A 22,569-nucleotide genomic window follows, 5' to 3' on the forward strand; every position below is an offset into this window, starting at 1 on the left:
CTCACCTGATCGGTTCGCCGACCAGCTGCCAGCCCGCCGCAGACGTACGCTGCTGCCAGAAGTCCCGGTAGCGACCTCCGGCCGCGAGCAGGTCGGCATGGCTGCCGCGCTCGGCGATCCGGCCGCCGTCGAGGACGAGGATCTGGTCGGCGGCCGTCACGGTCTGGAGCCGGTGGGCGATGACGATGACGGTGCGGTCGGCGGCCAGGGCGGTCAGCGCCTCCTGCACCGCCGCCTCGTTCTCGGCGTCGAGAGCCGCGGTGGCCTCGTCGAGGAGGACCACGGAGGCGTCCTTGAGGAGCGCACGGCAGATCGCGACCCGCTGGCGCTCGCCGCCGGACAGCGTGGAGCCGGCCTCGCCGACGCGGGTGTCCCAGCCGTGCGGAAGGCGGGCGACGATGTCGTCGACGCGGGCCAGTCGCGCGGCCTCGTCCAGTCTGGCCGGGTCGGCGTCGGGAGCGGCGAGCAGGACGTTGTCCCGCAGGGTGCCCTCGAAGAGGTAGACGTCCTGGAAGACGATGGACACCTCGGCCATCAGCGCCTGGGTCCCCAGATCGCGTACGTCGACACCACCGACCCGCACCGACCCGGAGGTGACGTCGTGGAACCGGGCGGCCAGCCGGAGCAGGGTCGACTTCCCGGATCCGGAGGGCCCGACGATCGCGGTGAGTGAGCGGGCCGGAGCGGTGAAGGACACCCCGTCCAGCACCGGGGTGGAGCCGTCGTAGGAGAAGGAGACGTCGTTCATCTCCACCGCGCCGTCACGCGGGGTGCCGGGGACGGAGGGCTCGGGGAGCGGGGCGGTCTCGAGCAGGTCCAGGACCCGGCGCAGCGACCCCTGGGCGATCCGCAGGGCGCTGGAGAGCTCGCCGAGGTCGACCATCGACTCCACGAACCGCACGCTGAGCACCAGCAGACCGATCGCGGTCGCGGCGGCGAGGGTGCCGCCGAGGACGAGCTGGACCGAGAGGGCGACCACCACGGTGAGCAGCGCCTGGACGGCGAGCAGCTGGAGCCCGCGACCACCGAAGCCGGTCACCAGCATCCGCCGGCTGGCCGCCCGCTGGGCGGCGAAGGCGTCCTCGACCAGCTCGTTGCCATGGACGGTGCGTCCGAAGACCCGCAGGGCCTGCTGGTTGAGCGCGAACTCCACCACGCGCGCCGAGCCGTTGGCCATCGCGGCGTCGTAGCCGGCCTCGGAACGCCCGATGATCACGCTCAGCAGGCGGGTCGCGGCGAAGACCAGGACCACGCCGGCCAGCAGCGCCACCCCGAGCCGCCACTCCATGACCAGCAGTGCGGCGACCACGGTGACCGGACTGATCACGGCCGAGGTCATCGGCCGGAGCAGGTGGCCGGGGATCGAGGAGATGTCGGCCGCGCCCTTGGACGCCATCCGGCCGACCATCCCGGTGCGGTCAGCGTCGTACCACCCCAGCGGCAGCCGGGCGACGTGCTCTCCGAGCTGGGCCAGGGTGCGGTCGAGGAGGTCGCAGGCCAGGTCGTAGCCGGCCAGGTCGGCGAGGGCGAGCAGGACGTGGTGGGCGACCAGCAGCCCCAGGAGCACGGCCGCCCACACGGTCACCCCGTTCCAGTCCTGAGCGAAGAGCGCGACCAGCAGCGGCACCAGCGCGGCGAAGGCGAGCCCCTGGAGGATCCCGGTGGCGACGAAGGTGGCGACCACTCGCAGCAGCCGGCGACGGCCGTCGTGGTCGAGGAGGGTGCTGAGCATGCGTACGACGGAGATCATCGGGCCACCTCGGCGGTCTGGGTGTGGACGGGTTCCAGGTGGGCACGCTGGTCGGCCTGCCACAGGCGCGCGTAGAGGCCGTCGGCGGCGAGCAGCTCGGCATGGGTGCCGGACTCGGCGACCAGGCCGGAGTCGAGGACGACGATCCGGTCGGCGCCGGTGATCGTGGAGAGCCGGTGCGCGATGACGAGCAGGGTGCGTCCGGCGACCAGCCTGGAGAGCGCCTGCTGCACCTGAGCCTCCGACTCCGGGTCGGCCGCCGCGGTGGCCTCGTCGAGGACCAGGACCGGGGTGTCGGCCAGGATCGCCCGGGCGATCGCGACCCGCTGCCGCTCGCCTCCGGAGAGCAATGCGTCCTCGCCGACGACCGAGTCCAGTCCGCGCGGCAGGGCGTCGAGACGGTCCAGGATCTGCGCGGCGGCCGCGGCGTGACGTACGTCCTGGTCGGAGGCGTCGGGGCGGGCCAGCCGGATGTTGTCGCGGACGCTGGTGCGCAGCAGGGAGGTCTCCTGGAAGACGAACGAGACCCGTTCGTAGAGCTGCTCGCTGGTCAGGCTGCGCAGGTCGCAGCCGCCGAGGGTGATCGACCCGAGAGTGGGGTCCGCGAAGCGGGGGAGGAGCCTCGCCAGGGTCGACTTGCCCGACCCCGACGGGCCGACGAGTGCGGTCACCGTGCCGGGTTCGAGGGTGAGCGAGATCCCGTCGAGCACGAGCCTGCCGCCCGGCGTGTAGGCGAAGCCGACCCCACGCAGTTCGACGCGGCCGCCCTCCGGGCTCGCGACGGTCGTCGGGGCCGGGAGCTCCGGGGTGTCCAACAGCTCCTGGATCCGCCGCGCGGCACCGGTCGCCTCGCGCAGCTCGCGACCGGCGTACCCGGCCACGGTCACCGGTGCCGTCATCGTCAGTCCCAGCACCAGGAACGGGACCAGGTCGATCGCGGCGAGGTCGCCGCCGCGCACCAGCAGCGAGCCGACGACCGCGACGAGCGCGAGGGCGAGCACCGGGGTCAGGGCGAGCTCCATCACCAGCATCCCGAGCGCGGAGTGCCGCATCCAGTCGCGGTTGAACCCGCCGAAGCGGCCCGCGACCTCGGTGAACCGGCGGTGCGTACGGCCCTCCCGGCCGAAGGTCTTGACCACCGTGATCCCGTTGACCAGCTCCACGGCCGCCGAGCCGAGCTCGGCCAGCCCGCGGTCGTACGTCTGGTAGAGCTCGGCCGCGCCGCGCATCGAGATCCGCAGGCCGATGATGCCGGCGGCGAGCGGGACGCAGGTGACCAGCGCCATCGTGACGTCGACCGAGAGCAGGTACGCCGCCACGGTGAGCGGGAGCGTGATGGCGGCGGTCAGCTCCATCGCCGAGTGCGCGACCAGGTGGTGCAGCGCGGCCACGTCGTCCTGGACCGCCTTCTTCACCTGCCCCGAGGAGCGCTCGGTGAACCAGGCCAACGGCACCCTCCCGAGGCGGGCGACCAGGCTCCGCCGCAGCAGCACCGAGAGGTCCAGGTCCGCGGCGTGGGAGAGCCAGGAGGCGGTCAGGATCGTCGCCAGCCGTACGCCGAGCGCGCCCAGGCTCACCTGAACGACCAGCCAGGCGCGGTCGGCGTCGACGCTGCCGCCGCCGGTGGCCGGTAAGAGGATCCGGGCCAGCTCGACGATGCCGATCATCGGCACCAGCCCGGCGACCGTGGAGACCACGGTCAGAGCAATACAGGCGAGAAGGCGGCCGCGTACGGGCCGGAGGATGTCGCTCAGTGGCGAGGCCATCAAGGCATGTCCTTGTCCAGTGGAAAGGTCGAGGTCCGAGAAGCCTGATCAGGCTGGCCGACGGCCACCTCGGCGCTCCACGAACTCATCCGCGCCTAGAATCAGGAATCATTCTCATTTTGACATGACGGGTCGTCGGGAGGAAGTCGCCACGCCCAGGATCCGGAGGGGTCGAGATCCGGCCCAGGGCGCTCTTCCGGTCGGACGCATTGGTGGGCCTGCAGATGGTTACCGTGCTAGGTGCCGACGGAGCCGTCTGGGTGACTTCGTCCGTGGCTTTCTCAGGGCTGTGAGGTTCAGGGCCGGTCGCAGGCAGTGACACCACGATGCGTGCCGCCGGTGCCGTGGCCTCGGACTGCTCCGGGGTCGCGGTCGAATTTCGAGGCGAATGATCCTGAACCGCATTCCGTACGCGTCGGGCGTCGAGAGCCTGAAATGCAAGAAACTCCCGACCGAAACCGCTGGTCAGGAGCCTTGTTTGGTACGCCATGTAGGACTTGAACCTACAACCCGCTGAGAGAAAACCGGTGTGCGGGGGATGTGGATTGCGCGGCCCAGGTATGCGTGAAGGCTTGGGAATGTACATCGATCTTTGTGGTTGTTTGTGTGCCCGTTTGTGTGCCCGCCCGAGCCAGTCTGCTGGCGGATTCTGTCCGAATGCTGGCTCAATCCCGCGCCCCGAGGTCCGTACGTCCAGCACGGCCGAAGGTACGAATTGCATCCTCGGCCGCCACGAACGCCTCGTGGGTGGTCCTAGCGGCGTAGGTGTTGATTGCAACGATCGATTTCCGCGCCGCAGTCGATGCCGCCTCAGTTCCGAAGAGTTGAACCTTTGCTTCGGCCGCGATGAGCCGATCCATATCGTCCATCCGCGGTTCGGGGGATCCGCCGAGGATGTTCTCGACTGCCCAAAACCAGTCGAGCATGCGGCGTACCTCGCTCTGAAATTCCACGTAGGACTCCCGTCGAAGGTCGAACAGGCGGCTGTCACGAGCGTCCTGCCGATCGTGTGCGGCGTGAAGGGAGGCGGAGTTCCTGTCTTGCTCCGCCTGTTCGGCGGTCTTCCTAGCCTGGTACAGCGTCGTGAGCGCGGGAATCACCGCGCCCACGCCTACACCAAGCAACGCCCAGATGGCCTCAGGCATCTGGTTCGGACTCGCTTGCTGGTGCGACGTGCAGGATCGTCATCGTCCGCTTGGTAAGGCCATCGGGTCGCTCCGTTACCGCCACGCGAACGGTCAGCCGAACTTCATCCTTGACGTTCCAGGTTGACGCGACGGATGGATCCAACTCGCTCGCGTTCATGCGCAGGTCCTCGTCGCCGACCTCAACGAGCCACCGCTCACGATCGCTGATCGTCCGGAGGACACCCGTCATCTCCACCGCTTCTGAGTTGAGGCCTCGGCCGTCAACGAACTGAGCCAGCCATCGCGCAGTTGACGGATTCACCGTGGCGCGCAGACTAGGAATCATGGGTTCGGCCCAAGTCGCGTCCAGTGTGATGTTGGTTCGATCGAGTGTCTGCGCCAGGCCCTTGAGGGCTCCTCCGACGCGTGGCCCCAACTGCTGCAGTTGAGCTGAGAGCTCATCCTGAAAAACCACATCCTCGACCTCGGCGAGCCCAAGTAGCCGTATGACCTGCTCCGAGGCGCGGTCTGCGAGCGGGCGCTCGGCGTTGACCATCGGGGTGTTGCCGTCGGGCTCGACCTCCGGAAGTGGGGAGGTCTTAGGAATGATGTTGAAGACCACCGACCCAGGTTGGGGCGAGGCGTTCAACGCCAGCGCGGTCCGTTGGAGGATGTGAGTAGGCAGGTTTCCGCGCGTTGTCTTGATCCGCTCCAACCCCGCCCCGGCAGCGGATACAACACGCTGCCATGCACTGGCGATTGCTCCCACTGCACCTAGATCGGCTGCGTTTTCGAGCACCTCAGGACCTGACATCCGGATGGTGCCTTCAGAGACCGACGATCGAGCGCTGGGCATCCTGTTTGCCACGAACGCGTCAAGACTCAGCCGTCCCCAGTCGCCGGGACCCGGTATGGGGCGCTCAATTTGTGTGTATTGCCCCAAGAACCAGGCGGCCGAGAAACGTTCATCGGTAGCCATCGATGAGCACCTCCAGGTAGCCGCGCCTTGGTATTGCCCCAAGGCGTTGGTCGACGTCTCGTACGCGGGACCACAGGTCATCCCAGTATCCACGGTTGCGGTGGTACTGATCCTGAATCGGATTGTCTCTCTCGACCCCTGGCGTCGGCACCCATGTCAGAACGTATGAGTCGATCATCGCTCCAGTTCTCTTGATGCCTCCGGTTGCCGCATCGTAGACGAGGCCGGCGGCCGCAGGATCCTCCGTGGCCGACAACTTTTCGAGGCGCGCGATGTCGACCACATAGAGGCAGTCGATGTCGCCCGGTACAGGCTTGCTCGAGAAGAAGCTGCCGGACAGCCAACAGGCGGCCACCTCTCCAAGGGCGGACTGCAATGCCCCGGTCAACCCGACCCACTGTGTCCAGATCTCTCGGCGTCGGTCAGTCGGAGCATCTGGGACGTACGCTCGCTCCACCTCTGCGAGAGTGCACACGTGGCGACCCATCGGCAGGTGTCCGTCGATCAGCGCGGGGGCTGCCATCTCGCGGTGTCCCTTTCGTCAGGCATCGATCTGACGGACGCTAGCGGTGTCGAATGGGCGCTGCGGCCGATCTGGTGAGGGCGGTGCCCGACGTACCTCAGATGTGGTATGCGCCAGCGCACGGAGCGCGCCGTGAGTCAGTAGAGAAAGTTGTCACGCCAGTCGCCCCTGGCTTCGGGGCAGTTCGTGGCGGCTTGATGGTCCCGGCACCGCGTCTGGTGGCATGAGTTCGGGTCGGAGGATCGACTCTATTCCTGGATATCCCGCGCGACATCTTGTGGTTCGACCGAGCATCCCGGTTCGGCAAGGGCGTCCAGGTTCGATGCGTCCGTGACGCCGTTCTGAATGGCCTTGGCAACGGATTCGTACTGCACTAGGCAGGGGTTCGGTTTGTCGGTTACAGCATCCTCGACGACCGGTGAGGTCGCATTGAGAATTACGCCGGTCATGATCACCCCGATTCCAGAAAGAATCGGTGTCATCCAGGATCTACGGCCGGAATTCCTCTCCAGGTCTGCGACTTTCGCCTCAAGTTGAGCGATTTTCTTGCGCTCAGACATTCTGGGGCGTCCTGCCCAGAACGGCGCGTAAACGTCTTTCGAGAACTGTTAGTTGCTCTCGGTCGGCGATCGCTGCGGAGACGAGGGCGCTAGCAAGGAGTTCGCCCTGGTCGCGTAGCCAAGATGCAACCTCGGTTAGGACTTCCGTGGGAATATCAGCGACCCACCAGCGAATCCGCTGCTGAACCTTCCGCTCGATTAGGTGTCCTTCGCGCGGATAATCTCGGGGTGGTTCCGGGTCCTCGTCGTCGAGAACTTGAATACTTATCAACGGGGCCCAAGACGATTCCAAGAGGGGGCCGACCGCACTGGCGGGGATCGAGATGAAGTCAATCTCGCGCTGGGTCAAGCGCAGATGCGCCAGCAGCTCGGATTCCACGCGCTGCACCTTGCGCTTGTGGGTTACGTACAGAGCGATTCCCACAGTAACGAGCGCGACTCCAAGGCCCTGGATGATTACTGCGACGAGTGCGATCGTGTACCCCGGTGTGCCCTCGGGCCCTGGGTTCTCAAGAACGTAGGAGTTGAAGAGGACGTACGCACCGAAGACAAAGGTTCCGAGCCACCCGAGAAAGATGGGCTCATCGGCAACTTTGTTGATTGAACGAATGGGCTCGGCCACGATCATGGAACGTATCTGACACGGGCCTACTGAAGTGGCGGTGCTTGCTCGCCGTCCTCTGAATTGGGGAGCGCAAACCGTCTCGCGGAGCTCTCTCGTCGACCCGTCTGCGTTGCCGTGGACGTCCCTTGGTGGCTATCGGTTCTTGTGGTCGCTTGTGTTCCCGCAGCCCCCCGGGGCTGCGTGGCTCGTCCTGTGGCCCTAGTTGGCAATGGGCTCCGAGTGCTACTAGTCGGCAAGTGGCTGGATGCTGGCAGGCGTAGCAAATATCTTCGAGGGATCCTCATGCTCAGCGACTGGGCCGACAGTGCTGAGAAGTTGGTCCGCCATGGATTGAGCCTGAGCTGGTGAGTTGCGCACCGTGACGCACATGTTGAGGAGTTGAAGGCCGGTGAGTAGGCAATGCCCCCGAGCTTTGGCGTACTCGAGCATCTGGTCAGGAAAGGCTGCGCTGCGGTCCTTCAGAGGAATGTCCTTCCACGCGTTCACCACGAGGATGCCCTTCGCCTCGACGTCACCGGCAAGCTCTTCGGCGACCCACTTCTCGAGTTGGGCGGCGTGCTTCTCGCCGGCGCTCTTGCCAAGTCCCTTGACCTCAACCACCACCCGCTTTCCGTTATAGTTCAGGCGCAGGTCACTTCTCCCGCGCTGGGTGTCCAAGACCTCGAAGCCAAGCAATTCAAACGCTGCCTGCACCTGTCTCTCGAGCGCCTCGCCCTGACTGACGATCAAACGCTTCCACTGAGCATCCCCTGCTTGGGCAGCCTTTAGCTCCTCTAGCTTTGTGGCGAGTTCTGCCATCGAGGTCTCGACCTGGACGAGCTCGTTCTGTCGTTCGGCTTCGGAATGGAGCAGGAGATTCATGCACCATTCTGGGAATGGTTCATCCTCACCAACGCTTAGTCCGACGGCCCATGCGTAGATCGCTTTCGGAACCAAGAGCGGATCCTCGGTCTCGGCCGCCGCGTCTCTGTTCTCTTGAGTCGTCTCGTCTTCGTCATCTTCGTCGTTTGTGTCGTCCTCGTCCTCGACCTCGGGTTCGATCCATGGCTCGGGAAGGAGGGCGAAGACACCGCCGTTCTCTCGGATCTCGACGCTGCCCACGACCTTGTCCACGTTGGCCACGCGAAGGATCGCCTTGCCCGGAAAGGTCTCGAGAGTGCACCGATAGACCCATTCTCCCTTGGTCGCACGCCACAACCCGCCAGCGACGTCGGCTGCAAGCTCGAGTTCGATACCGGTGCCCGCCATGGCTTTGTACGGCACAGGTAGGGCCATCAACAGGTCTACGTCTTCAACAAAGTTAGTTACCTTCTGGTTTCGCCCCGTGCCCGACGTCTCGCGTTTTCCCGTTTCGACCCAAAAGACCTTCGGAGGGGTGGCGAAGACGATCAGGGTCTTGCCCAGGGCAAGTAACTCCCCAAACTCGGTCTGGCGCCGTACGAGTGCTTCCATGAATGCAACAGAATCCGCCGCGTCCAGCTGGGGCCCTCCTCGATGCTGGGCCTGGTAGGGCTTGCTCGCGAGTTTTCTCGCAGTCCCGCCTGGGTCCCACATCACCAGGTCATAGTCGAAGACCGAGACATATGACATGAAGGTGAACGCGTCTGCCCCTGGCAGGTCGAAGGGGCAGTCAAGCAAGAGTGTCCTCACCGCCCTATTGTCCTTCACGGGAAGGGGATGGTGCGTGAGTACGAGGAATCCCGCGCCGCCGCTTGGTTGGTGGCACAGCGTCCGCCTTGCGGATGTGCGCCGCCTTTGCCTCTGACTGGGTCACGTACGACGCAAGGCGTTGCCTGTTGGGTAGGTCGTTGCGTAGACGCACCGCCCCAGGACCTCAACGACAGCAACGCTGGCTGTAGCCACCCATGCCGCCCTACCTTGGGTCGGCATCATCGGCGTGCCCGAACTGCGCAATCACCACGTTCCCGTACGCCTCCTGCCGCGCCTCCCAGTCCAAGTCATCGCGAGCCATCATCCGCTCGACCCGCTCGGGCAAGGGCAGGCTCGGATCATCAAGGAGCTCGATCGGGTACTCGACCTTGGGCTGTCTCATACCTTCCTCATACCCCAACTCACCGACTTCAAACATCGTTCCTTGCATGGTGCGGACCCTGGTCCTTACTGGAAGAAGCGCTCCTGGTCGACGCGGCGCAGCCCGTACTCGACACCGGCCGCGATGACCCCGAACTGGACCAGCACTCCACCGGGGATGAGGAAGACGAACCCCACGCCCTGGCTCTCGATCATCAGGAACCCTCCGACCACGCTCAAGACCAGTCCGAGAGCCACCATCCCCCATGGTGAGCCGTGGTACTTGTCGGGCAGGCTGGACAAGACCTTCTCCCGGTCTTTGCCTGGGTCGTTTCCGGTGGGGGTCTCGTCGCTCATGTCTGCAGGGTGGCGTGTCCAAGACTGCTGTAGCCGCTGGAAGGCCAGATCAGATACCGAAGTTCGGGGAGGCGGTCCAGTTGACCGCGTGGCTAGCGCGTTCGTACACATGTTCGCGGCAGAATCGGTACATGACTGAAGACAAGATGGTCCACTTCACCGACGACTCCGAGAACCGCGAGACGTTCTCCAAGGGCTCGAACATCGTCGACTCGAAGGAGCCTCAGGGCTTCCAGCCGCCCCCGGTTGCGTCACTCGTCACACGACCGCCGGAGCAGGCCCCAGCTGCTGTGGAGGGCTCGGCCGAGTCTCAGGACTAAGCGGTCGTGCCTGCGTCGTCGGCGGCGCTGTTCGTCCTGATCGTGCTGGTGCCCGGATATGTATGGCTCAGCCTGACCGTCAGACACCGGCGAGCGAATCACAGCCCGACACAAGTCGAGGAGATCCTGACTCTCGTCGGGGTTGGGCTGCTCATTTCCGGGCCTATCCTGGCAATCACGGCTCTGATCGCGGACAAGACAGTCGTAGCCCTTCTCAGCACGCCGGCCGACAAGGTCGATTCGGAACTTCTGCGCCGAAGCATTTGGCTCGGACTCGACGCGCTCGCCGTTTCCATCGCGGTGGCCTTACTCGGAGCATGGGGGTACCGCAAACTTCATCCGGTCCGCTCAGGAGAATCCGGGTGGCACGATGCGTTCACGGTCAGCAAGTCGATCCACCTCGACGTCGGACTCACGGACGGCACGACGGTCCGAGGCCTCCTTTTCTCCTACGACGGCAAGAGCCACGGCGCAGGCCGAGACATCGTCCTCAAGGAACCCATCCATCTCGTGCGACACGGTGAGGACCCCGCGGAAGTGCCATGTGCTCGGCTTGTGATTTCCGAGACGCAGATCCACTCCGTTGCCGTTCACGACGTCTCGACTGCACCGACTGCACCGACTACCAAGAAACCCCAATGAGGTGCGGTCAGTACGGTCGGTCGTGCTGTGCCTCCTTGCGAAGTTGCTCGCGGCTCTCTGCGTAGTCGCGGCGGGCCACCTCTCGGCCGAAGGCCTCTAGCTTCTGCAGGCGTCGCCAAGCCGCAATTACCCCGTCGCGGTAGCCCCGCTGGTCCGGCGAACCGGGACGTAGGCCAGCCTCGTAGCGGGAGACGATGTCCCAGCTCATCGTGCCGAAGTGCCGTACGCCGAGATCGTAGGATTTGCGGTAAGCCCGAGTCGCTTCCGAGCGCGGGGCGTAAGGCGTCGGCGGGTACTCGCGCTCTCGGCGGGGCGGCTGCTGCGGGTATGGCAAAGGGGTCGCCTCCAAGCTGGTGGATCGACCCCTTAGGTGCCCCAGTGTACGACCCGCGGTCCGCCGGTCGCCAGGTGCTTAGACGGCCTCGGCGGCGCGGTTAGCGCTGGTCGGGAACGTACACAGAACGGCTGTCGCGTCATCGTGGCGCTTTCCGCGAAACTGCCCGGTGCTCGTCTCGTCGGCGGACCGAACGTGCCCGATCAGGACCCGAGGTCCTTGCTCGAGGAGGCGCATCGTCTCGGCCCATTCGCCGGCGTGGCGCTCTACGAGGGTGGCTGCCCCGTCGCTGAGGAGAGCTGCGGCGCGGATCTCCTCAGCCGGGCCGTCGCCGTTCAGGCTGAGCGTGCCCGTGACGGCCATGCCTCCAGCCTCCGGCCGCGTGCTGGCAACCCAGAATCCGTCAGGGGAGTTCCTCAGCTTGCTGACTCCCGCGACTGAGTAGTCGGGGAGGTGGTCAATCCTGTCGTCGGTGATCGCGGTGATCGTGCCGTCGTTTCGCTGGACCACGATGGGAGAGTCCGCCAGGACGAGGTAGTCGATCTCCTGTCGACGCCTTCGAAGTATCGCGACGGTGCTTGATGGGCTGTTCGGGTTGGACAGGTCGCACGTGCCCTCGTGGGTGGCGTTCACGCCGCCGATTGCGTCAGCGAGGATGTCGGCGAGGGGATCGGCGGACGTCGTCAGCCGCGCGAGCAGTTGCCCGGCGAGAGTGCGGACCAGCCACGGCACATCGTGGATGCATCCGGTGTCGAGGCCCTTCACAGGTGACGCGCCATCGAGGACCACTGCGAAGTTCTGACCGACGAGGACAAAGTCTTCGTTGATCGCGTGGTCAGGCGACGCCTCTGAGTAAGACCGCGCGTCTAGACCGAATGCATCTGGACTCGTGTTGGTGTTGGTCACGCTGGTGCCTCGAATTCGTAAGCGAAGGTGTGGCGGTCTCCCGCCAGGACGGACCGGAAGACCTCGACAGGTCCGGCCTCGGTGAAGGCGATGCGGTGTAGTTCCACGACTGTTGTGCCCCTCGACAGGCGGAGCGCACTTACCTCCTCCGGCGTCGGCTGCCGCGAGGCGAGTTCCTCACGGAACTTCGTCAACTTGTGGCCGACCTCCTCTAGGCGCGCGTATCCCCCTCCCGGGCCGGTGTCTTCCTGCATGATTGCGGTGCCCTCGACCACCTCCAGGCGGTAGTAACTGTCCCCGAGTTGGGTGGGTACCCCCTCCAGCAACGTCCGACGCCGCCGTGCGAAGACTTCGGTGCCGGCGGGGATGTCGAACCACTCGGCAACCCAGGCGGGCGCGGGCACGGTTTCGAGCGCGAGGATCTCCTGACTCCAGGTGAGGCCAGCGGTTTCCGCCTCAGCTTGGAAGGGAGCCTTGCCGCCGTCACGGACCGCGCGGGAGTAGCGATCTGACCCGAGACGGATCATCGGCGGAAGCCGCCGCACGAACGCGCCAGCACCCTTGCGGGTTTCCACGAGCCCCTCTCCTTTCAGGGCGTCGATCGCGTTCCTCGCGGTCTGGTACGCGACGCCGTACGTCTCCATGAGCTGCGACGTCGACGGCACACGGTCGCCGGGAGCGAGGTCGCCGGAACGGATCACCGCGCGCAGCTGGTCCGCGATCTGCTGCGCGGGTGACTTCGGGTCTGACTGATCAATGGCCACTCCGAAACTTTCTCACACATATCTAGTCAGGTGGGCAACGACCGTGCTACGGTCCACCTATCCACCTAACTAGATAGGTGCCAACGAGGAGGACACGTGAACCGTTTGAACGGACCTGTTGCCGAGGGGCCAACCCGAGGCGACCTTGCCGCGATCGAAGCCGAATGGCCGCAGATCGCCGCTGAGGTCGACCTGGTCGATGCCGAGTGCCGCCTTCTTGCTGACCCGGCCGACGCGCTCGCCAAGCGGGCCCACCGCCGGGCCGTGAGCTCGCTCCTGCTCCTGCTGGTTCAGCAGGCCAACCACGACGCGGCGATCAAGCCCGCGCCCGTCTACATGATCACCAACCTGGGCCCGGCCGCTACGGCCGAGGCTGCCTGATTCTCGGAAGGAACCAGTCAATGGTTACCGCACCTTTGTTCATCATCTTCGCGATCGTGGCGTTCGTCGCGGTCAAGTGGGGACCGGCAACCCCGGGCGTTGTCCTCCTGGGCATGCTGCTGGGCCTATCGCTGGCCTCGACGTCGATCGGTGGCCCGATCCTGTCTGGTTTGGAGACCGCGTCGGCCTCTGCGATTCAGACGATCACCGGCGCTGTTGGCGGTGCGCGATGAGCGCCGCCAAGTCCTGGGATCTGACCTGGGTCGCCACCCTCCTCGAAGGGCTCCCGAACGTCGAAATGCACGGGTTCTCGGTCGACGCCGAACCGCGCCTGGCGGCCGCCAAGACGATCGGTAACGCTGGTCGGCGGCCGATGGTGCGGCTGTCGATCCGCCCAGCCGGCTACGAGGCCGCGGCCAAGCTCGCTGAGTTCCTGCACCTGTCGGAGCACATGACCGCCGACACCGAGGACGGCCTCGGGCTGCTGGTCCGCCACACCTGGGCTGGCTGGGAGGTCGCCGCCTCCTCCGAGGTCGATGTGTGGGTCGAGATCACTACGACCCAGCGGGTCTGGTCCGAGGCGGTGGCCTGATGGGTACGGCAATCGCGGTCCTGATCATCGTCTGGCTGCTCTCCGACGTCGTTTCGAAGAACGTCGGAGGTGGGGGCCGATGAGTGAGTGATGACCGGTGCCAGGCGTGCGAGCAATACCGCCGCGAGCTCTACCTGCTGCACGACCGACTGGGACAGATGACTCAAGGGCTGGCGGCGGTGGTGGCGCTGCTGGATGCCGAGCAGATCGAGCCGTCGATGCCGAAACACCGGCTCCTCGCGGTCGTCCACCACCGGGCGACCCACCTGCTGAACCAGACCAGATGACACGGGACCTAGGAAGGAACCGAGCAAGTGACTGAGTACCAGAGCAACACGATCGGCCTCGACGCCGCTGACCTGGCCGACCGTGCCGATGGCACCGGCGAGTTCGGTGAGGTGATCCCGTTCGACCGGGGCACCGACGCCGAGCGTGTCGACGTGGTCGACGGGACCGTCGTCGCCGTGGTCGACCACCTCGACCGCACCCACGCGGCCGACGAGGACGAAACCAGCGAGTCCGGCGAACCTGACGACCTGCCGTCGTCGCTGACCTGGGCCGCCCCCGACCGGGCGACAGGTGATCGTGCCCCGGTGATTCCGCCGTGGCTGCGCTCTGCCGAGGCCCGCAAGGCTGCCGCAGTTCAGGCCGTCTCGACCGCCCGCTACTACACCGCCTTCCACGCCGTACGCACCCCGCTGTACGCGACCAAGACGCTCGGCTACTCGCTGGTCGGCGTGGGTCGGGTGACCGGCAAGGTCACCCGGTGGGTGCGTGCCGAGGAGGGCAACTACGAGCTGCGGCAGCAGGCTGCGGCCTCGAACGATGCCTACACCTGGCAGGCCCTCAACAAGGTCCGTGCCCGGGAGGCACGTGGCCGGATGTGGGCACTCAGCATCGCCACTGGGGCGCTGCTGATCCTGGTCACGATCCTGCTCACCACCGGTCTGCTGGCCGGTCCCGTCCTCGCTGGAGTCCTGGTCGGCCTGATGCTGCTGTTCGCCCGCCTGGGTCGCCCGGCCGACAAGCCGATCCTGGGCCGTGTCGCCTCTGGGCGGAAGTTCACCAAGCTGACCGGCGACCTGGTCCGCAACGCCCTGGTCGCCCTCGCCGTACGCGGCATCACTGCCCCGGAGCAGGTCGAGTTCTGTCACCCCGGCATCCACCGCGACGGCCCCGGCTGGTTGGCCCGCGTGAACCTTCCAGAGGGTGTCACCGCTGTGAAGGTCCTCGAGAAGCGTGACGCGCTCGCGGCTGCGTTGCGGCTCCCCGTCGACCAGGTCTGGCCCGCCGCCGGTCCCGACCACCCCGGCCAGCTCGACCTGTGGGTCGGCTACCACCCGGCGTCGAAGACCGGGCAGCCGCTGTGGTCCCTGGCTGGCGATGCCGTGTCGACCTCGTTCTTCGAGTCTGCCGAGTTCGGCACCGACGAGCGCGGACGCCCGGTCGAGACGACCATGTTCCAGCGCTCCTACCTGCTCGGTGGCCAGCCCGGTTCGGGTAAGTCCTATGCCGCGCGTGCGCTGGTCGGGATCGCGATGCTCGACCCGACCTGCGAGCTGAAGATCTGCGAGTTCAAGGGCACCGGCGACTTCCTCGACCTCGAAGACCTCTGCTCCACCTACGTGTGCGGCGTCGACGACGAAGCCCTCGACCAAGGTGTCGCGCTGGGTCGTTGGCTGGTCGAGGAGGCCGAGAAGCGCGGCCGCCGGATCCTGGCCGCCCGTAAGCGCGGCGAGGCCCCGCAGGGCAAGGTCACCCCCGAGCTCGCCGCCAAGCCCGGCTCCGGACTCCACCCGGTCTGCGTCCTGATCGACGAGGCCCACGAGCTGTTCCTCTACTCCGCCGATGCGGCCGGGAACATCGAGCGCGCCATCAAACGCCTGCGTGCCCTGGGTGTCTCGGTGATCCTGGCGACCCAGATCCCGGACAAGTCCAGCCTGCCCCCGGGCATCACCCGCTGTGTCACCAACCGCTGGTGCCTCAGCGTGGCGGGTCAGGTCGAGAACGACATGATCCTCGGCACCGGCGCCTACAAGCGTGGCCTGACTGGCACCGTCTACCGGCCCGTGTTCGACGCCGGCTGGGGCTGCATGACCGGCGGCGCCGCACCCGTGGCGGTTCGCTCGCAGTTCCCTGACGAGGAGACCTGGGCCGGGATGGTCGCCCGCTCTGCCTCGCTACGTGGCGGGAAGGTCGTGGGTGCTCCGATCGAGACCGCACCGGCCCGTGATCTGCTCGCCGACCTCACCGAGGTCGCTGCCTCCAACGGCCAGCACTGGGACACCGCCGCCGAGGCACTGGCTGACACCTGGCCCGAGGCCTACCCGCACCTCACCGCGGCGGCGCTCTCGGACATGGCACGCACCGCCGGACTCGCCTCGGTCAACGTCAAGATCACCGGCGAGGTCCGCCGCGGCTACCGCCGCACCGACCTGGTCCAGCTCCGCACCACCCGCGACGAGGCCACCCAGACCGACCAAGCCGAGACCGACCCCGCTCACGGCACTGACGGAGGTGAGAACTAGGCCTCGAGCCGAGGTAGCGCGGGAGGTAACGCCCCCGCTACGGGTAGCGGCCCCGCTACCCACCCCGCTACCACCAAACCCCGCCCTGACCAGCACACATGTTCGAAAGTAGCGAGTAGCGACCACGAGCCGCACCCGCGCGAGACCCTCCAGGAGACAGAACCGATGACACCGCTCACGCTCGCTACCGCCGCCGTCCTGCTCGCCCTGGCCGGCACCGGGATCTACGCCGCGATCTACTCCACGAACCCGTTCACCCGCTGCCGCCGCTGCGAGGGCACCGGCCACCGCACCAAGCCCAGCACGTTGGGACGCACCAAGCTCCGGCCCTGCCGCCGCTGCAAGGGCGTCGGATCCCACCTCCGCACCGGACGCGTGATCTACCACTTCGCCCGCCGCGTCCACGCCGAGGCCACCACCACCGTCCTTCCGAGTCGAAACACCAAGCCCAACAAGCCCGGCTGGTAACCCTCGCCCGATCTCGCCCCTCGGGCCGCTGCAGGGCCCGGTCCCTACCCTCCCCATGCCAAAAACAGCCTTTGAACAGGAGAAACACCACCATGAGCACCGCCACCAAACCCCGCTCTGACCGTCCCTCCGGCCTTGCTGTCGTCGGCTATGGCATGACCGCCGTCGGGTTCGTCCAGGTCGCCGCGACGATCGCTCCCCAGGTCTCCGCGCTGATCCCCGCAGCCGGGAGCGCCGCGCCTGCCATCGGCGTGGCCGTCGCCTTGGCCGCCGATGTCGTGTGGGCCGCACTGGGCCACACCACGATCCAGGCCTACAAAACCGGCCAGCGGACCGCCGCCTACGGCTTCGGAGCCGCCACCGCGGTCGCCGTGGCCGTCTCCACGATCCTGCTGGCCGCGGTCGGGCACATGGGCCCCTGGTCGGCGATCCCCGCCCTGGCCGCGCTGCTGCTGGTCGCCGACGGGATCCGTGACCAGGTGACCGTCTCTCCCGAGACGGCCGCGGTCATCCGGGAACGTACCGCCGAGATCCGCGACCAGCGCGCCCTGGCCGTCATCGAGGCCCGCCACGCGGCCCACATGGAGACCATCACCGGCTACCGCGAGTCCGCCCGCCTCGCCGCCCGCACACACGCCCTGGCCGAGATCAAGGTCACCGTCGAGCGCGCCGAGAACAAGGCCGCCAAACGCCTCACCACCTCCGCCGAGAAGCACGCCGCCGGCGCGGTCGCCTACCGCGAGCTGCTCGGTCGCCAGTGCGCCAGCGACCCTGACAACCAGCCTGACATCGGGGGTGACACCGGCCCTGACAACCAGCCCCACGCGATCACCGCCCAGGACCTCGCCGCCACCCCGGATGTCACCCCCGATGTCAATACCGCACCGGCCCTGACCGTCATCCCTGACACCCACAGCATCGACACCCTCGAGTCCGCAGAGGACGACGCCGACACCGGGCTGTGCGCCATCTGCGTCACCGACCTGGGCGAAGACGACGGCAACCACGTGCACCCCTCCTGTGCCGCCGTCGAGCTGCGCCGCGTCATGAGCGTGCCCGAGGTCGCCGTGCTGCTCGGGGTCACCGAGCGGACCGTCTACCGCTGGACCAAGGAGGCGAATCGCGATGACGTCGCCTGACACCACCCCCGGCGAACTGCCCGGCGCACTGTGCCCGCAGACCGACCCCGAAATCTTCTTCCCCGAAGCCGGCGGCAGCCCCAAGGCCGCCAAGAAGGTCTGCGCCGCCTGCGAGGTCCGGCCCGACTGCCTCGCACTGGCGCTCTCCCTCGGCACCGTCATGGGGGTGTGGGGCGGCCTGACCGAGCGCGAACGCACCAACCTCAAGCGCGCCGCCCGTACCCCGGCGCCGGCCCGCCGCATCTGCCCGGGGTGCGACAAGGAGTTCACGCGGGCGACACCGCACGCCATCTACTGCGGCGACCTGTGCCGACAGAAGGCCCGCCGCGCCACCAAGGCCGCCTCCGCGGCCCGTCGCACCCGCCACGAGAGGAAGGCCGCCTGATGTACGCCGCGCCCCAGACCCGCCCAATGCTCGCCGGCGCCTTGGCCGCCGCTGCCCGTGGCTGGCACGTGTTCCCGCTCCTGCCGAACACCAAGCGCCCCGCACGTCCCGACCACCGGGCCGCTGACTGCACCGGCACCGACCCACGTTGCCGAGGCGGCCACACTGGCTGGGACGCCCGCGCGACCACCGACGAGACCCGGATCCGGCGCGCCTGGGCCGACGACGCGCCGACCTACGGTCTCGGGATCGCCACTGGTCCCTCCGGCCTGGTCGTGGTCGACTTGGACACCGCCAAACCGGACACAGAGATCCCGGAGCCGTGGAACCGGTTCGGGATCACCACCGGGGTCGAGGTCCTCGACCACATCGCCGGAGCCCGCGGCGGCACCATCACACCGACCTTCACGGTGCGGACGCCCTCGGGCGGCACCCATCTCTACTACACCGTGCCCGAGGGTGTCCGGTTCGGGAACACCGCCGGGACGATCGGTTGGCTGGTCGACACCCGCGCCCAGGGTGGTTACGTCGTCGCCCCGCCGACGATCATCGCGACCAGCACCGGCGCGAGCTGCTACGCGGTCGTCGAGGACCGGCCTCCGGCCCCGCTGCCGATGTTCCTGCTCGACCTCGTCGAACGCCGACACCGGCCCACCCCATCGGGGCCGACGCGGATCCCGGCCTCGACCGACCGGCTGCCCGCCTACGTCAAGAGCGCGGTCACCCAGGAGGCCGCCAACGTCGCCAGCGCCCCGGCCAAGCAGCACAACGCGCGCCTGTTCGTCTCCGCCAAGTCGCTCGGTCAGCTCATCGCCGGGGGCGTGCTCGACGAGCACACCGCCTACGACGCCCTCACCACCGCCGCGCACTCCCTCATCGGCCCCGGCTGCGATTGCCACCCCCGCGAGATCGACAACACGATCCGCTCCGGATTCCACGCCGGAGCCGCCAACCCCCGCACCCCCAACACCAACTCGAGGAAGGCCGCCTGATGACCCTGAGCGCTGTTGACTACTTCTGCGGCATGGGCGGCTCCTCCTCGGGGCTCGTCGAGGCAGGGTTCGAGATCAAGGTCGCCGCCAACCACTGGTCCCAGGCGATCGAGACCCACTCCGCCAACCATCCCGACACCGAGCACCTGTGCGCCGACATCCAACAGGTCGACGTCCGCTACCTGCCCAAGGCCGACCTGCTGTGGGCCAGCCCGATCTGCACCGAGCTGTCCCAGGCCGGCGGCCGCAAGAAGCCCCGCGACCACGACCAGCCCGGCCTGTGGGAGGAACACGGCCACGTCCCGGCCGAGGCGTTCGAACGCACCCGGGTGACGTTCTGGGAGGTGCTGCGCTACGCCGAGGTCCACAACCCCGCCGTCGTCCTGGTCGAGAACGTGGTCGAGGCCGCCGACTGGCACCTGATCACCACCTGGCTACACGGCTGGACCAGCCTCGGCTACGACGCCCAGCTCGTGTGCGTCTCCGCTGCCCACGTGGGCGGGGAGGACAACGACCCGGCTGCGCAGTGGCGTGACCGGATCTACTTCGGGATCACCCGCAAGGACGTGCCCCTGCTCGACCTGGAGCCCCGGCCGGTGGCGTGGTGTGAGAAGTGCGGCCACGACGTCGAGGCCCGGCAGTGGTGGAAGCCGAAGACGAAGCGGATCAACGGGATGCCGGTGGGCAAGTACGGGCCGCAGTACCTCTACGTGTGCCCCGAAGGCGACCACGGCCAAGTCGAGCCCTACGTCGCCCCGGCGGCCTCGGTGATCGACTGGAGCGACCTCGGCGTCCGCATCGGCGACCGCTCCGCCCGCGGGCTGCGCGACCTCGGCCCCAAGACAATGGCCCGCATCAAGCTCGGCCTCACCACGATTGCCGACCCGGTCCTGATCGGTGCCGGCGGCAACACCTGGGACGCCGCCTCCGGGGCGAAGAACTCCTACCTGCGTGCCTGGCCGCTGCTGGAGTCCCCGACACCGGCGCAGGTCACCGCGATCCAGAACGGCATTGCGATGAGCGAGCCGTTCGTCACGATGAGCCGCAAGCACGGCCGCAACCACCCCGTCACCCGCGGTCCTATCCCGACGTTGGCCGCCGGTGGACGCCACCATGGCCTGACCATCCCGCCGGGCGCGTTCATCTCCGCGCACCACGGCGGCTACGCCACCGCCGACCCCTCGATGAACAAGCCCGTCACCGAGCCGTTGCGCACCCAGACCGCCCAGCTCAACAAGTCCCTGGTCATCCCCTATCGGAAGGGAGCCAAACCGTACCCGGCCGCCGCGGATGCGCTCTCGACGCTGGCCACCCGTGAACAGCACGCGCTGCTCCAGGCCGCGATCGAGGTCGAGGACTGCTACTTCCGGATGCTCAAGCCCCACGAGGCTGCCTGGGCCCAGCGGTTCGCTCGCACCTACGTGATCACCGGCAACCAGGGCGAACAGCAGATGCAGGCCGGCAACGCCGTCGCCGTCAACGTCGCCGCCTGGCTCGGCCGCCGGGCCGGTGACGCCCTCGGATGGGGCTCCACCCGCCGTACCCACCAGAACGCCGCCTGAACACGACCACGGGAGGTCACCAGATGACTGAGAACACCACCGAGCACCGCGCTAACCGGCCCGCCCTGCGGTCGCTGTCCGAGGACGGCCGCCCTCGCGTCAAGGTCGGCTCAGACCCGGCCTCGATCAAGGCCCTGTCCGAGGCGTTGGACCAGCGGCTGCTGTCTGACACCTACGTCCGTGACGGTGCCCCCGTCGTGCTGGAGGAGGTCTCCGGCGCGGCCGAGGTGGTCGCCGGTGACGAGGACGCGCCGGCGCCGCTGCGTTCTACCGAGCTGCGGCCGGCGCTGCTGGCTCGGCTGCTGGCTGAGCAGGCCGAGGTCTACCGCAGCCGCCAGCGCGCCAACGGGGGAGCGACCTACGACGAGGAGATCACCCCGCCCCGCCACGTCCTCGAGTCCGTACTGTCCCGGTCGAGTTGGCCCGGCCTGCCGGTCCTTCACAAGGTCATCACCACTCCGGTCCTGCGCCCGGATGGCACCCTGCTCCAGACCCCGGGCTACGACGAGGCCACCGGCTACTACCTCGCCGGACGGATCACCGCCGACCCCATCCCCGAGGACCCGACACCGGCCCAGGTCGCCGAGGCGCGGGACTTCCTGCTCGGCACGTTCCTGCGGGACTTCCCGTGGCGTACGCCCGCTGATAAGGCCAACTACCTCGCGCTGCTGGCCACGCCGATCCTGCACCCCTTCACCCGGGCAATGAACCCGTTCGGGGTCGTGGACGCCACCATGCCCGGCTCCGGCAAGACCATCCTCACCTCCTGTGTCGGGCTGCTGGTGGGGCAGCGGGTGCTGACCTGGACCGACTCCGAGGAAGAGCTGCGTAAGTCGATCACGACCGTGCTCGCCGACCAGGTCGGCGTGATCGTCTTCGACAACCTCATCGAAGGCTGCGTCATCGACTCGGCCGTCCTGGCCCGCTTGGTCACCGAACGGGTCTGGACCGACCGTCGCCTCGGCACCAACGCCGCCTCCTCCTTCGCCAACGACCGGCTCTGGCTGGCCACCGGCAACAACCTGCGCACCGGTGGCGACATGGCCTCCCGCGCCGTGTGGGTCCGCCTCGACCCCGACTGCCCCCACCCGGAGGAACGCACCGGGTTCTCCATCCCGAACCTCGACACCTGGATCCTCGATCCGGCCAACCAAGCCATCGTGCTACGGCACCTGCTGGTGCTCATCCTCGACTGGACCCGCGCCGGCGCACCGGTGTCGAAGAGCGTGCCGCAGATGCGCCAGTTCTCCCGCTGGGCGCGTTACCTCGGCGGGCTCCTCGAACACCACCAGGTGCCCGCGTTCCTGGCCAACCACGCCGAGTCCCGTGACCTGGACGACGACTACGCCGAATGGCGCGCTTTTCTGCTGCGCTGGCACCACCTCACCGGCGATCGACGCCTCACCGCCGCCGAGCTGCGCGCCAGCGCCGAACCCGACATGGGTGGCTTGCCCGACCGCTGGGAAGGAACCTTCCCGACCACCACCGCCGGCCGCCTGCTCTCGCCCAAGAGCCTCGGCCGCATCCTCACCGGCCAGATCGGTCGCTGGCGCGGCACCGTCGTGCTGCGCACCGAGACCGACAGCCACACCAAGGCCCGCGCCTACTACGTCGAACGCCGCCCCGAGAAGACCCAGCCGGCCACCTCAAAACCGGCTGGACCAGAGGGGGAAACGGCACCAGCCAACGCTGGTCTGTTCCCGAGCCCCGAATCAAACCCGCAAATACCGCAAACACCGCAGAACCCCCATCTGACCAGGGAAAACAACATGCGGCATTTAGAACCGGGCTAGAACCCGCAAATACCGCATACCCCGCAAATCTGCGGTGTTTGCGGG

25 protein-coding genes and 1 pseudogene are annotated in these 22,569 nt (G+C 67.4%); 13 read left to right on the forward strand and 13 right to left on the reverse strand.

The genetic code is table 11. From position 1 onward, the window contains the following. Window position 1: 1 nt before the first annotated feature. The 10 genes from ACIO3S_RS06370 to ACIO3S_RS06415 form a co-directional block, all read right to left on the reverse strand. Window positions 2-1,750, reverse strand: coding sequence for an ABC transporter ATP-binding protein (locus ACIO3S_RS06370; RefSeq protein ID WP_400460659.1), 1,749 nt, complete (start codon window positions 1,748-1,750; stop codon window positions 2-4). Beyond that, a complete protein-coding gene (locus ACIO3S_RS06375; RefSeq protein ID WP_400460661.1) occupies window positions 1,747-3,516 on the reverse strand; it encodes an ABC transporter ATP-binding protein in 1,770 nt (589 codons plus the stop codon). Before ACIO3S_RS06375 ends, ACIO3S_RS06370 begins: the two co-directional genes overlap by 4 nt. A gap of 665 nt (window positions 3,517-4,181) precedes the next feature. Beyond that, window positions 4,182-4,661 carry a hypothetical protein gene (locus ACIO3S_RS06380; RefSeq protein WP_400460663.1) on the reverse strand — a complete coding sequence of 160 codons (480 nt, stop codon included), beginning with the start codon at window positions 4,659-4,661 and terminating at the stop codon, window positions 4,182-4,184. After that, window positions 4,654-5,622: a hypothetical protein gene (locus tag ACIO3S_RS06385; RefSeq protein ID WP_400460665.1), complete on the reverse strand. Its 969-nt coding sequence runs from the start codon at window positions 5,620-5,622 to the stop codon at window positions 4,654-4,656. The genes ACIO3S_RS06380 and ACIO3S_RS06385 overlap by 8 nt, the downstream gene beginning before the upstream one ends. Next, window positions 5,609-6,145, reverse strand: coding sequence for a DUF6932 family protein (locus tag ACIO3S_RS06390; protein WP_400460667.1), 537 nt, complete (start codon window positions 6,143-6,145; stop codon window positions 5,609-5,611). The genes ACIO3S_RS06385 and ACIO3S_RS06390 overlap by 14 nt, the downstream gene beginning before the upstream one ends. Window positions 6,146-6,393: 248 nt before the next feature. Continuing rightward, window positions 6,394-6,705, reverse strand: a complete 312-nt coding sequence (locus ACIO3S_RS06395; RefSeq protein ID WP_400460669.1) for a hypothetical protein — start codon at window positions 6,703-6,705, stop codon at window positions 6,394-6,396. Then, window positions 6,698-7,333 (reverse strand): hypothetical protein, encoded by a 636-nt coding sequence (locus ACIO3S_RS06400; RefSeq protein ID WP_400460671.1) that lies wholly within the window; start codon window positions 7,331-7,333, stop codon window positions 6,698-6,700. Before ACIO3S_RS06400 ends, ACIO3S_RS06395 begins: the two co-directional genes overlap by 8 nt. 222 nt (window positions 7,334-7,555) lie before the next feature. Further along, window positions 7,556-8,980, reverse strand: coding sequence for a hypothetical protein (locus ACIO3S_RS06405; protein ID WP_400460673.1), 1,425 nt, complete (start codon window positions 8,978-8,980; stop codon window positions 7,556-7,558). A gap of 223 nt (window positions 8,981-9,203) precedes the next feature. Then, on the reverse strand, window positions 9,204-9,431 hold the full coding sequence (locus ACIO3S_RS06410) for a hypothetical protein (protein WP_400460675.1): 228 nt from the start codon (window positions 9,429-9,431) through the stop codon (window positions 9,204-9,206). Between the two features lie 17 nt (window positions 9,432-9,448). Next, the gene (locus tag ACIO3S_RS06415) at window positions 9,449-9,718 is read right to left on the reverse strand and encodes a hypothetical protein (protein WP_400460677.1); all 270 of its coding nucleotides are present in this window, start codon (window positions 9,716-9,718) and stop codon (window positions 9,449-9,451) included. Between the two features lie 131 nt (window positions 9,719-9,849). On the opposite strand from ACIO3S_RS06415, the gene ACIO3S_RS06420 reads away from it, so the two are divergent. Both ACIO3S_RS06420 and ACIO3S_RS06425 read left to right on the forward strand, forming a co-directional pair. Further along, entirely contained in the window at window positions 9,850-10,038 is a 189-nt protein-coding gene (locus ACIO3S_RS06420; protein ID WP_400460679.1) for a hypothetical protein, read from the forward strand. 6 nt (window positions 10,039-10,044) lie between these two features. Next, window positions 10,045-10,680: a DUF6338 family protein gene (locus tag ACIO3S_RS06425; RefSeq protein ID WP_400460681.1), complete on the forward strand. Its 636-nt coding sequence runs from the start codon at window positions 10,045-10,047 to the stop codon at window positions 10,678-10,680. A gap of 7 nt (window positions 10,681-10,687) precedes the next feature. On the opposite strand, the gene ACIO3S_RS06430 is transcribed toward ACIO3S_RS06425, so the two are convergent. The 3 genes from ACIO3S_RS06430 to ACIO3S_RS06440 all read right to left on the reverse strand — a co-directional run bounded on the left by ACIO3S_RS06430 (window position 10,688) and on the right by ACIO3S_RS06440 (window position 12,684). Next, complete coding sequence (locus ACIO3S_RS06430; protein ID WP_400460683.1) at window positions 10,688-10,888, reverse strand: hypothetical protein; 201 nt, start codon at window positions 10,886-10,888, stop codon at window positions 10,688-10,690. Between the two features lie 204 nt (window positions 10,889-11,092). Further along, on the reverse strand, window positions 11,093-11,920 hold the full coding sequence (locus ACIO3S_RS06435; RefSeq protein WP_400460685.1) for a protein phosphatase 2C domain-containing protein: 828 nt from the start codon (window positions 11,918-11,920) through the stop codon (window positions 11,093-11,095). After that, complete coding sequence (locus ACIO3S_RS06440) at window positions 11,917-12,684, reverse strand: GntR family transcriptional regulator (RefSeq protein WP_400460687.1); 768 nt, start codon at window positions 12,682-12,684, stop codon at window positions 11,917-11,919. Before ACIO3S_RS06440 ends, ACIO3S_RS06435 begins: the two co-directional genes overlap by 4 nt. Before the next feature lie 96 nt (window positions 12,685-12,780). On the opposite strand from ACIO3S_RS06440, the gene ACIO3S_RS06445 reads away from it, so the two are divergent. The 11 genes and pseudogenes from ACIO3S_RS06445 (at window position 12,781) to ACIO3S_RS06495 (ending at window position 22,524) form a co-directional block, all read left to right on the forward strand. Next, the gene (locus ACIO3S_RS06445) at window positions 12,781-13,065 is read left to right on the forward strand and encodes a DUF6284 family protein (RefSeq protein ID WP_400460689.1); all 285 of its coding nucleotides are present in this window, start codon (window positions 12,781-12,783) and stop codon (window positions 13,063-13,065) included. A gap of 20 nt (window positions 13,066-13,085) precedes the next feature. Continuing rightward, window positions 13,086-13,298 carry a hypothetical protein gene (locus ACIO3S_RS06450; RefSeq protein ID WP_355018061.1) on the forward strand — a complete coding sequence of 71 codons (213 nt, stop codon included), beginning with the start codon at window positions 13,086-13,088 and terminating at the stop codon, window positions 13,296-13,298. Beyond that, the gene (locus tag ACIO3S_RS06455; RefSeq protein ID WP_400460692.1) at window positions 13,295-13,657 is read left to right on the forward strand and encodes a hypothetical protein; all 363 of its coding nucleotides are present in this window, start codon (window positions 13,295-13,297) and stop codon (window positions 13,655-13,657) included. The genes ACIO3S_RS06450 and ACIO3S_RS06455 overlap by 4 nt, the downstream gene beginning before the upstream one ends. An 83-nt stretch (window positions 13,658-13,740) precedes the next feature. Continuing rightward, on the forward strand, window positions 13,741-13,944 hold the full coding sequence (locus ACIO3S_RS06460) for a hypothetical protein (protein WP_400460694.1): 204 nt from the start codon (window positions 13,741-13,743) through the stop codon (window positions 13,942-13,944). Window positions 13,945-13,971: 27 nt separating this feature from the next. Then, window positions 13,972-16,185, forward strand: coding sequence for a hypothetical protein (locus tag ACIO3S_RS06465; RefSeq protein WP_400460696.1), 2,214 nt, complete (start codon window positions 13,972-13,974; stop codon window positions 16,183-16,185). A gap of 165 nt (window positions 16,186-16,350) precedes the next feature. Further along, a complete protein-coding gene (locus ACIO3S_RS06470; protein WP_400460698.1) occupies window positions 16,351-16,653 on the forward strand; it encodes a hypothetical protein in 303 nt (100 codons plus the stop codon). Window positions 16,654-16,745: 92 nt separating this feature from the next. Then, window positions 16,746-17,792: a helix-turn-helix domain-containing protein gene (locus ACIO3S_RS06475; protein ID WP_400460700.1), complete on the forward strand. Its 1,047-nt coding sequence runs from the start codon at window positions 16,746-16,748 to the stop codon at window positions 17,790-17,792. After that, window positions 17,779-18,009 (forward strand): annotated as a pseudogene (locus ACIO3S_RS06480) (WhiB family transcriptional regulator); the annotation flags it as partial. The gene ACIO3S_RS06475 and the pseudogene ACIO3S_RS06480, both read left to right, overlap by 14 nt. A gap of 167 nt (window positions 18,010-18,176) precedes the next feature. Further along, window positions 18,177-19,169, forward strand: coding sequence for a bifunctional DNA primase/polymerase (locus ACIO3S_RS06485; RefSeq protein WP_400460702.1), 993 nt, complete (start codon window positions 18,177-18,179; stop codon window positions 19,167-19,169). Further along, window positions 19,169-20,731, forward strand: coding sequence for a DNA cytosine methyltransferase (locus ACIO3S_RS06490; protein ID WP_400460704.1), 1,563 nt, complete (start codon window positions 19,169-19,171; stop codon window positions 20,729-20,731). Before ACIO3S_RS06485 ends, ACIO3S_RS06490 begins: the two co-directional genes overlap by 1 nt. 23 nt (window positions 20,732-20,754) lie before the next feature. Then, window positions 20,755-22,524, forward strand: a complete 1,770-nt coding sequence (locus tag ACIO3S_RS06495; protein ID WP_400460706.1) for a hypothetical protein — start codon at window positions 20,755-20,757, stop codon at window positions 22,522-22,524. Window positions 22,525-22,569: the final 45 nt, after the last annotated feature.

This window comes from Nocardioides sp. NPDC087217 (genome assembly GCF_044744805.1).
In the GTDB taxonomy this organism is placed as follows: Bacteria; Actinomycetota; Actinomycetes; order Propionibacteriales; family Nocardioidaceae; genus Nocardioides.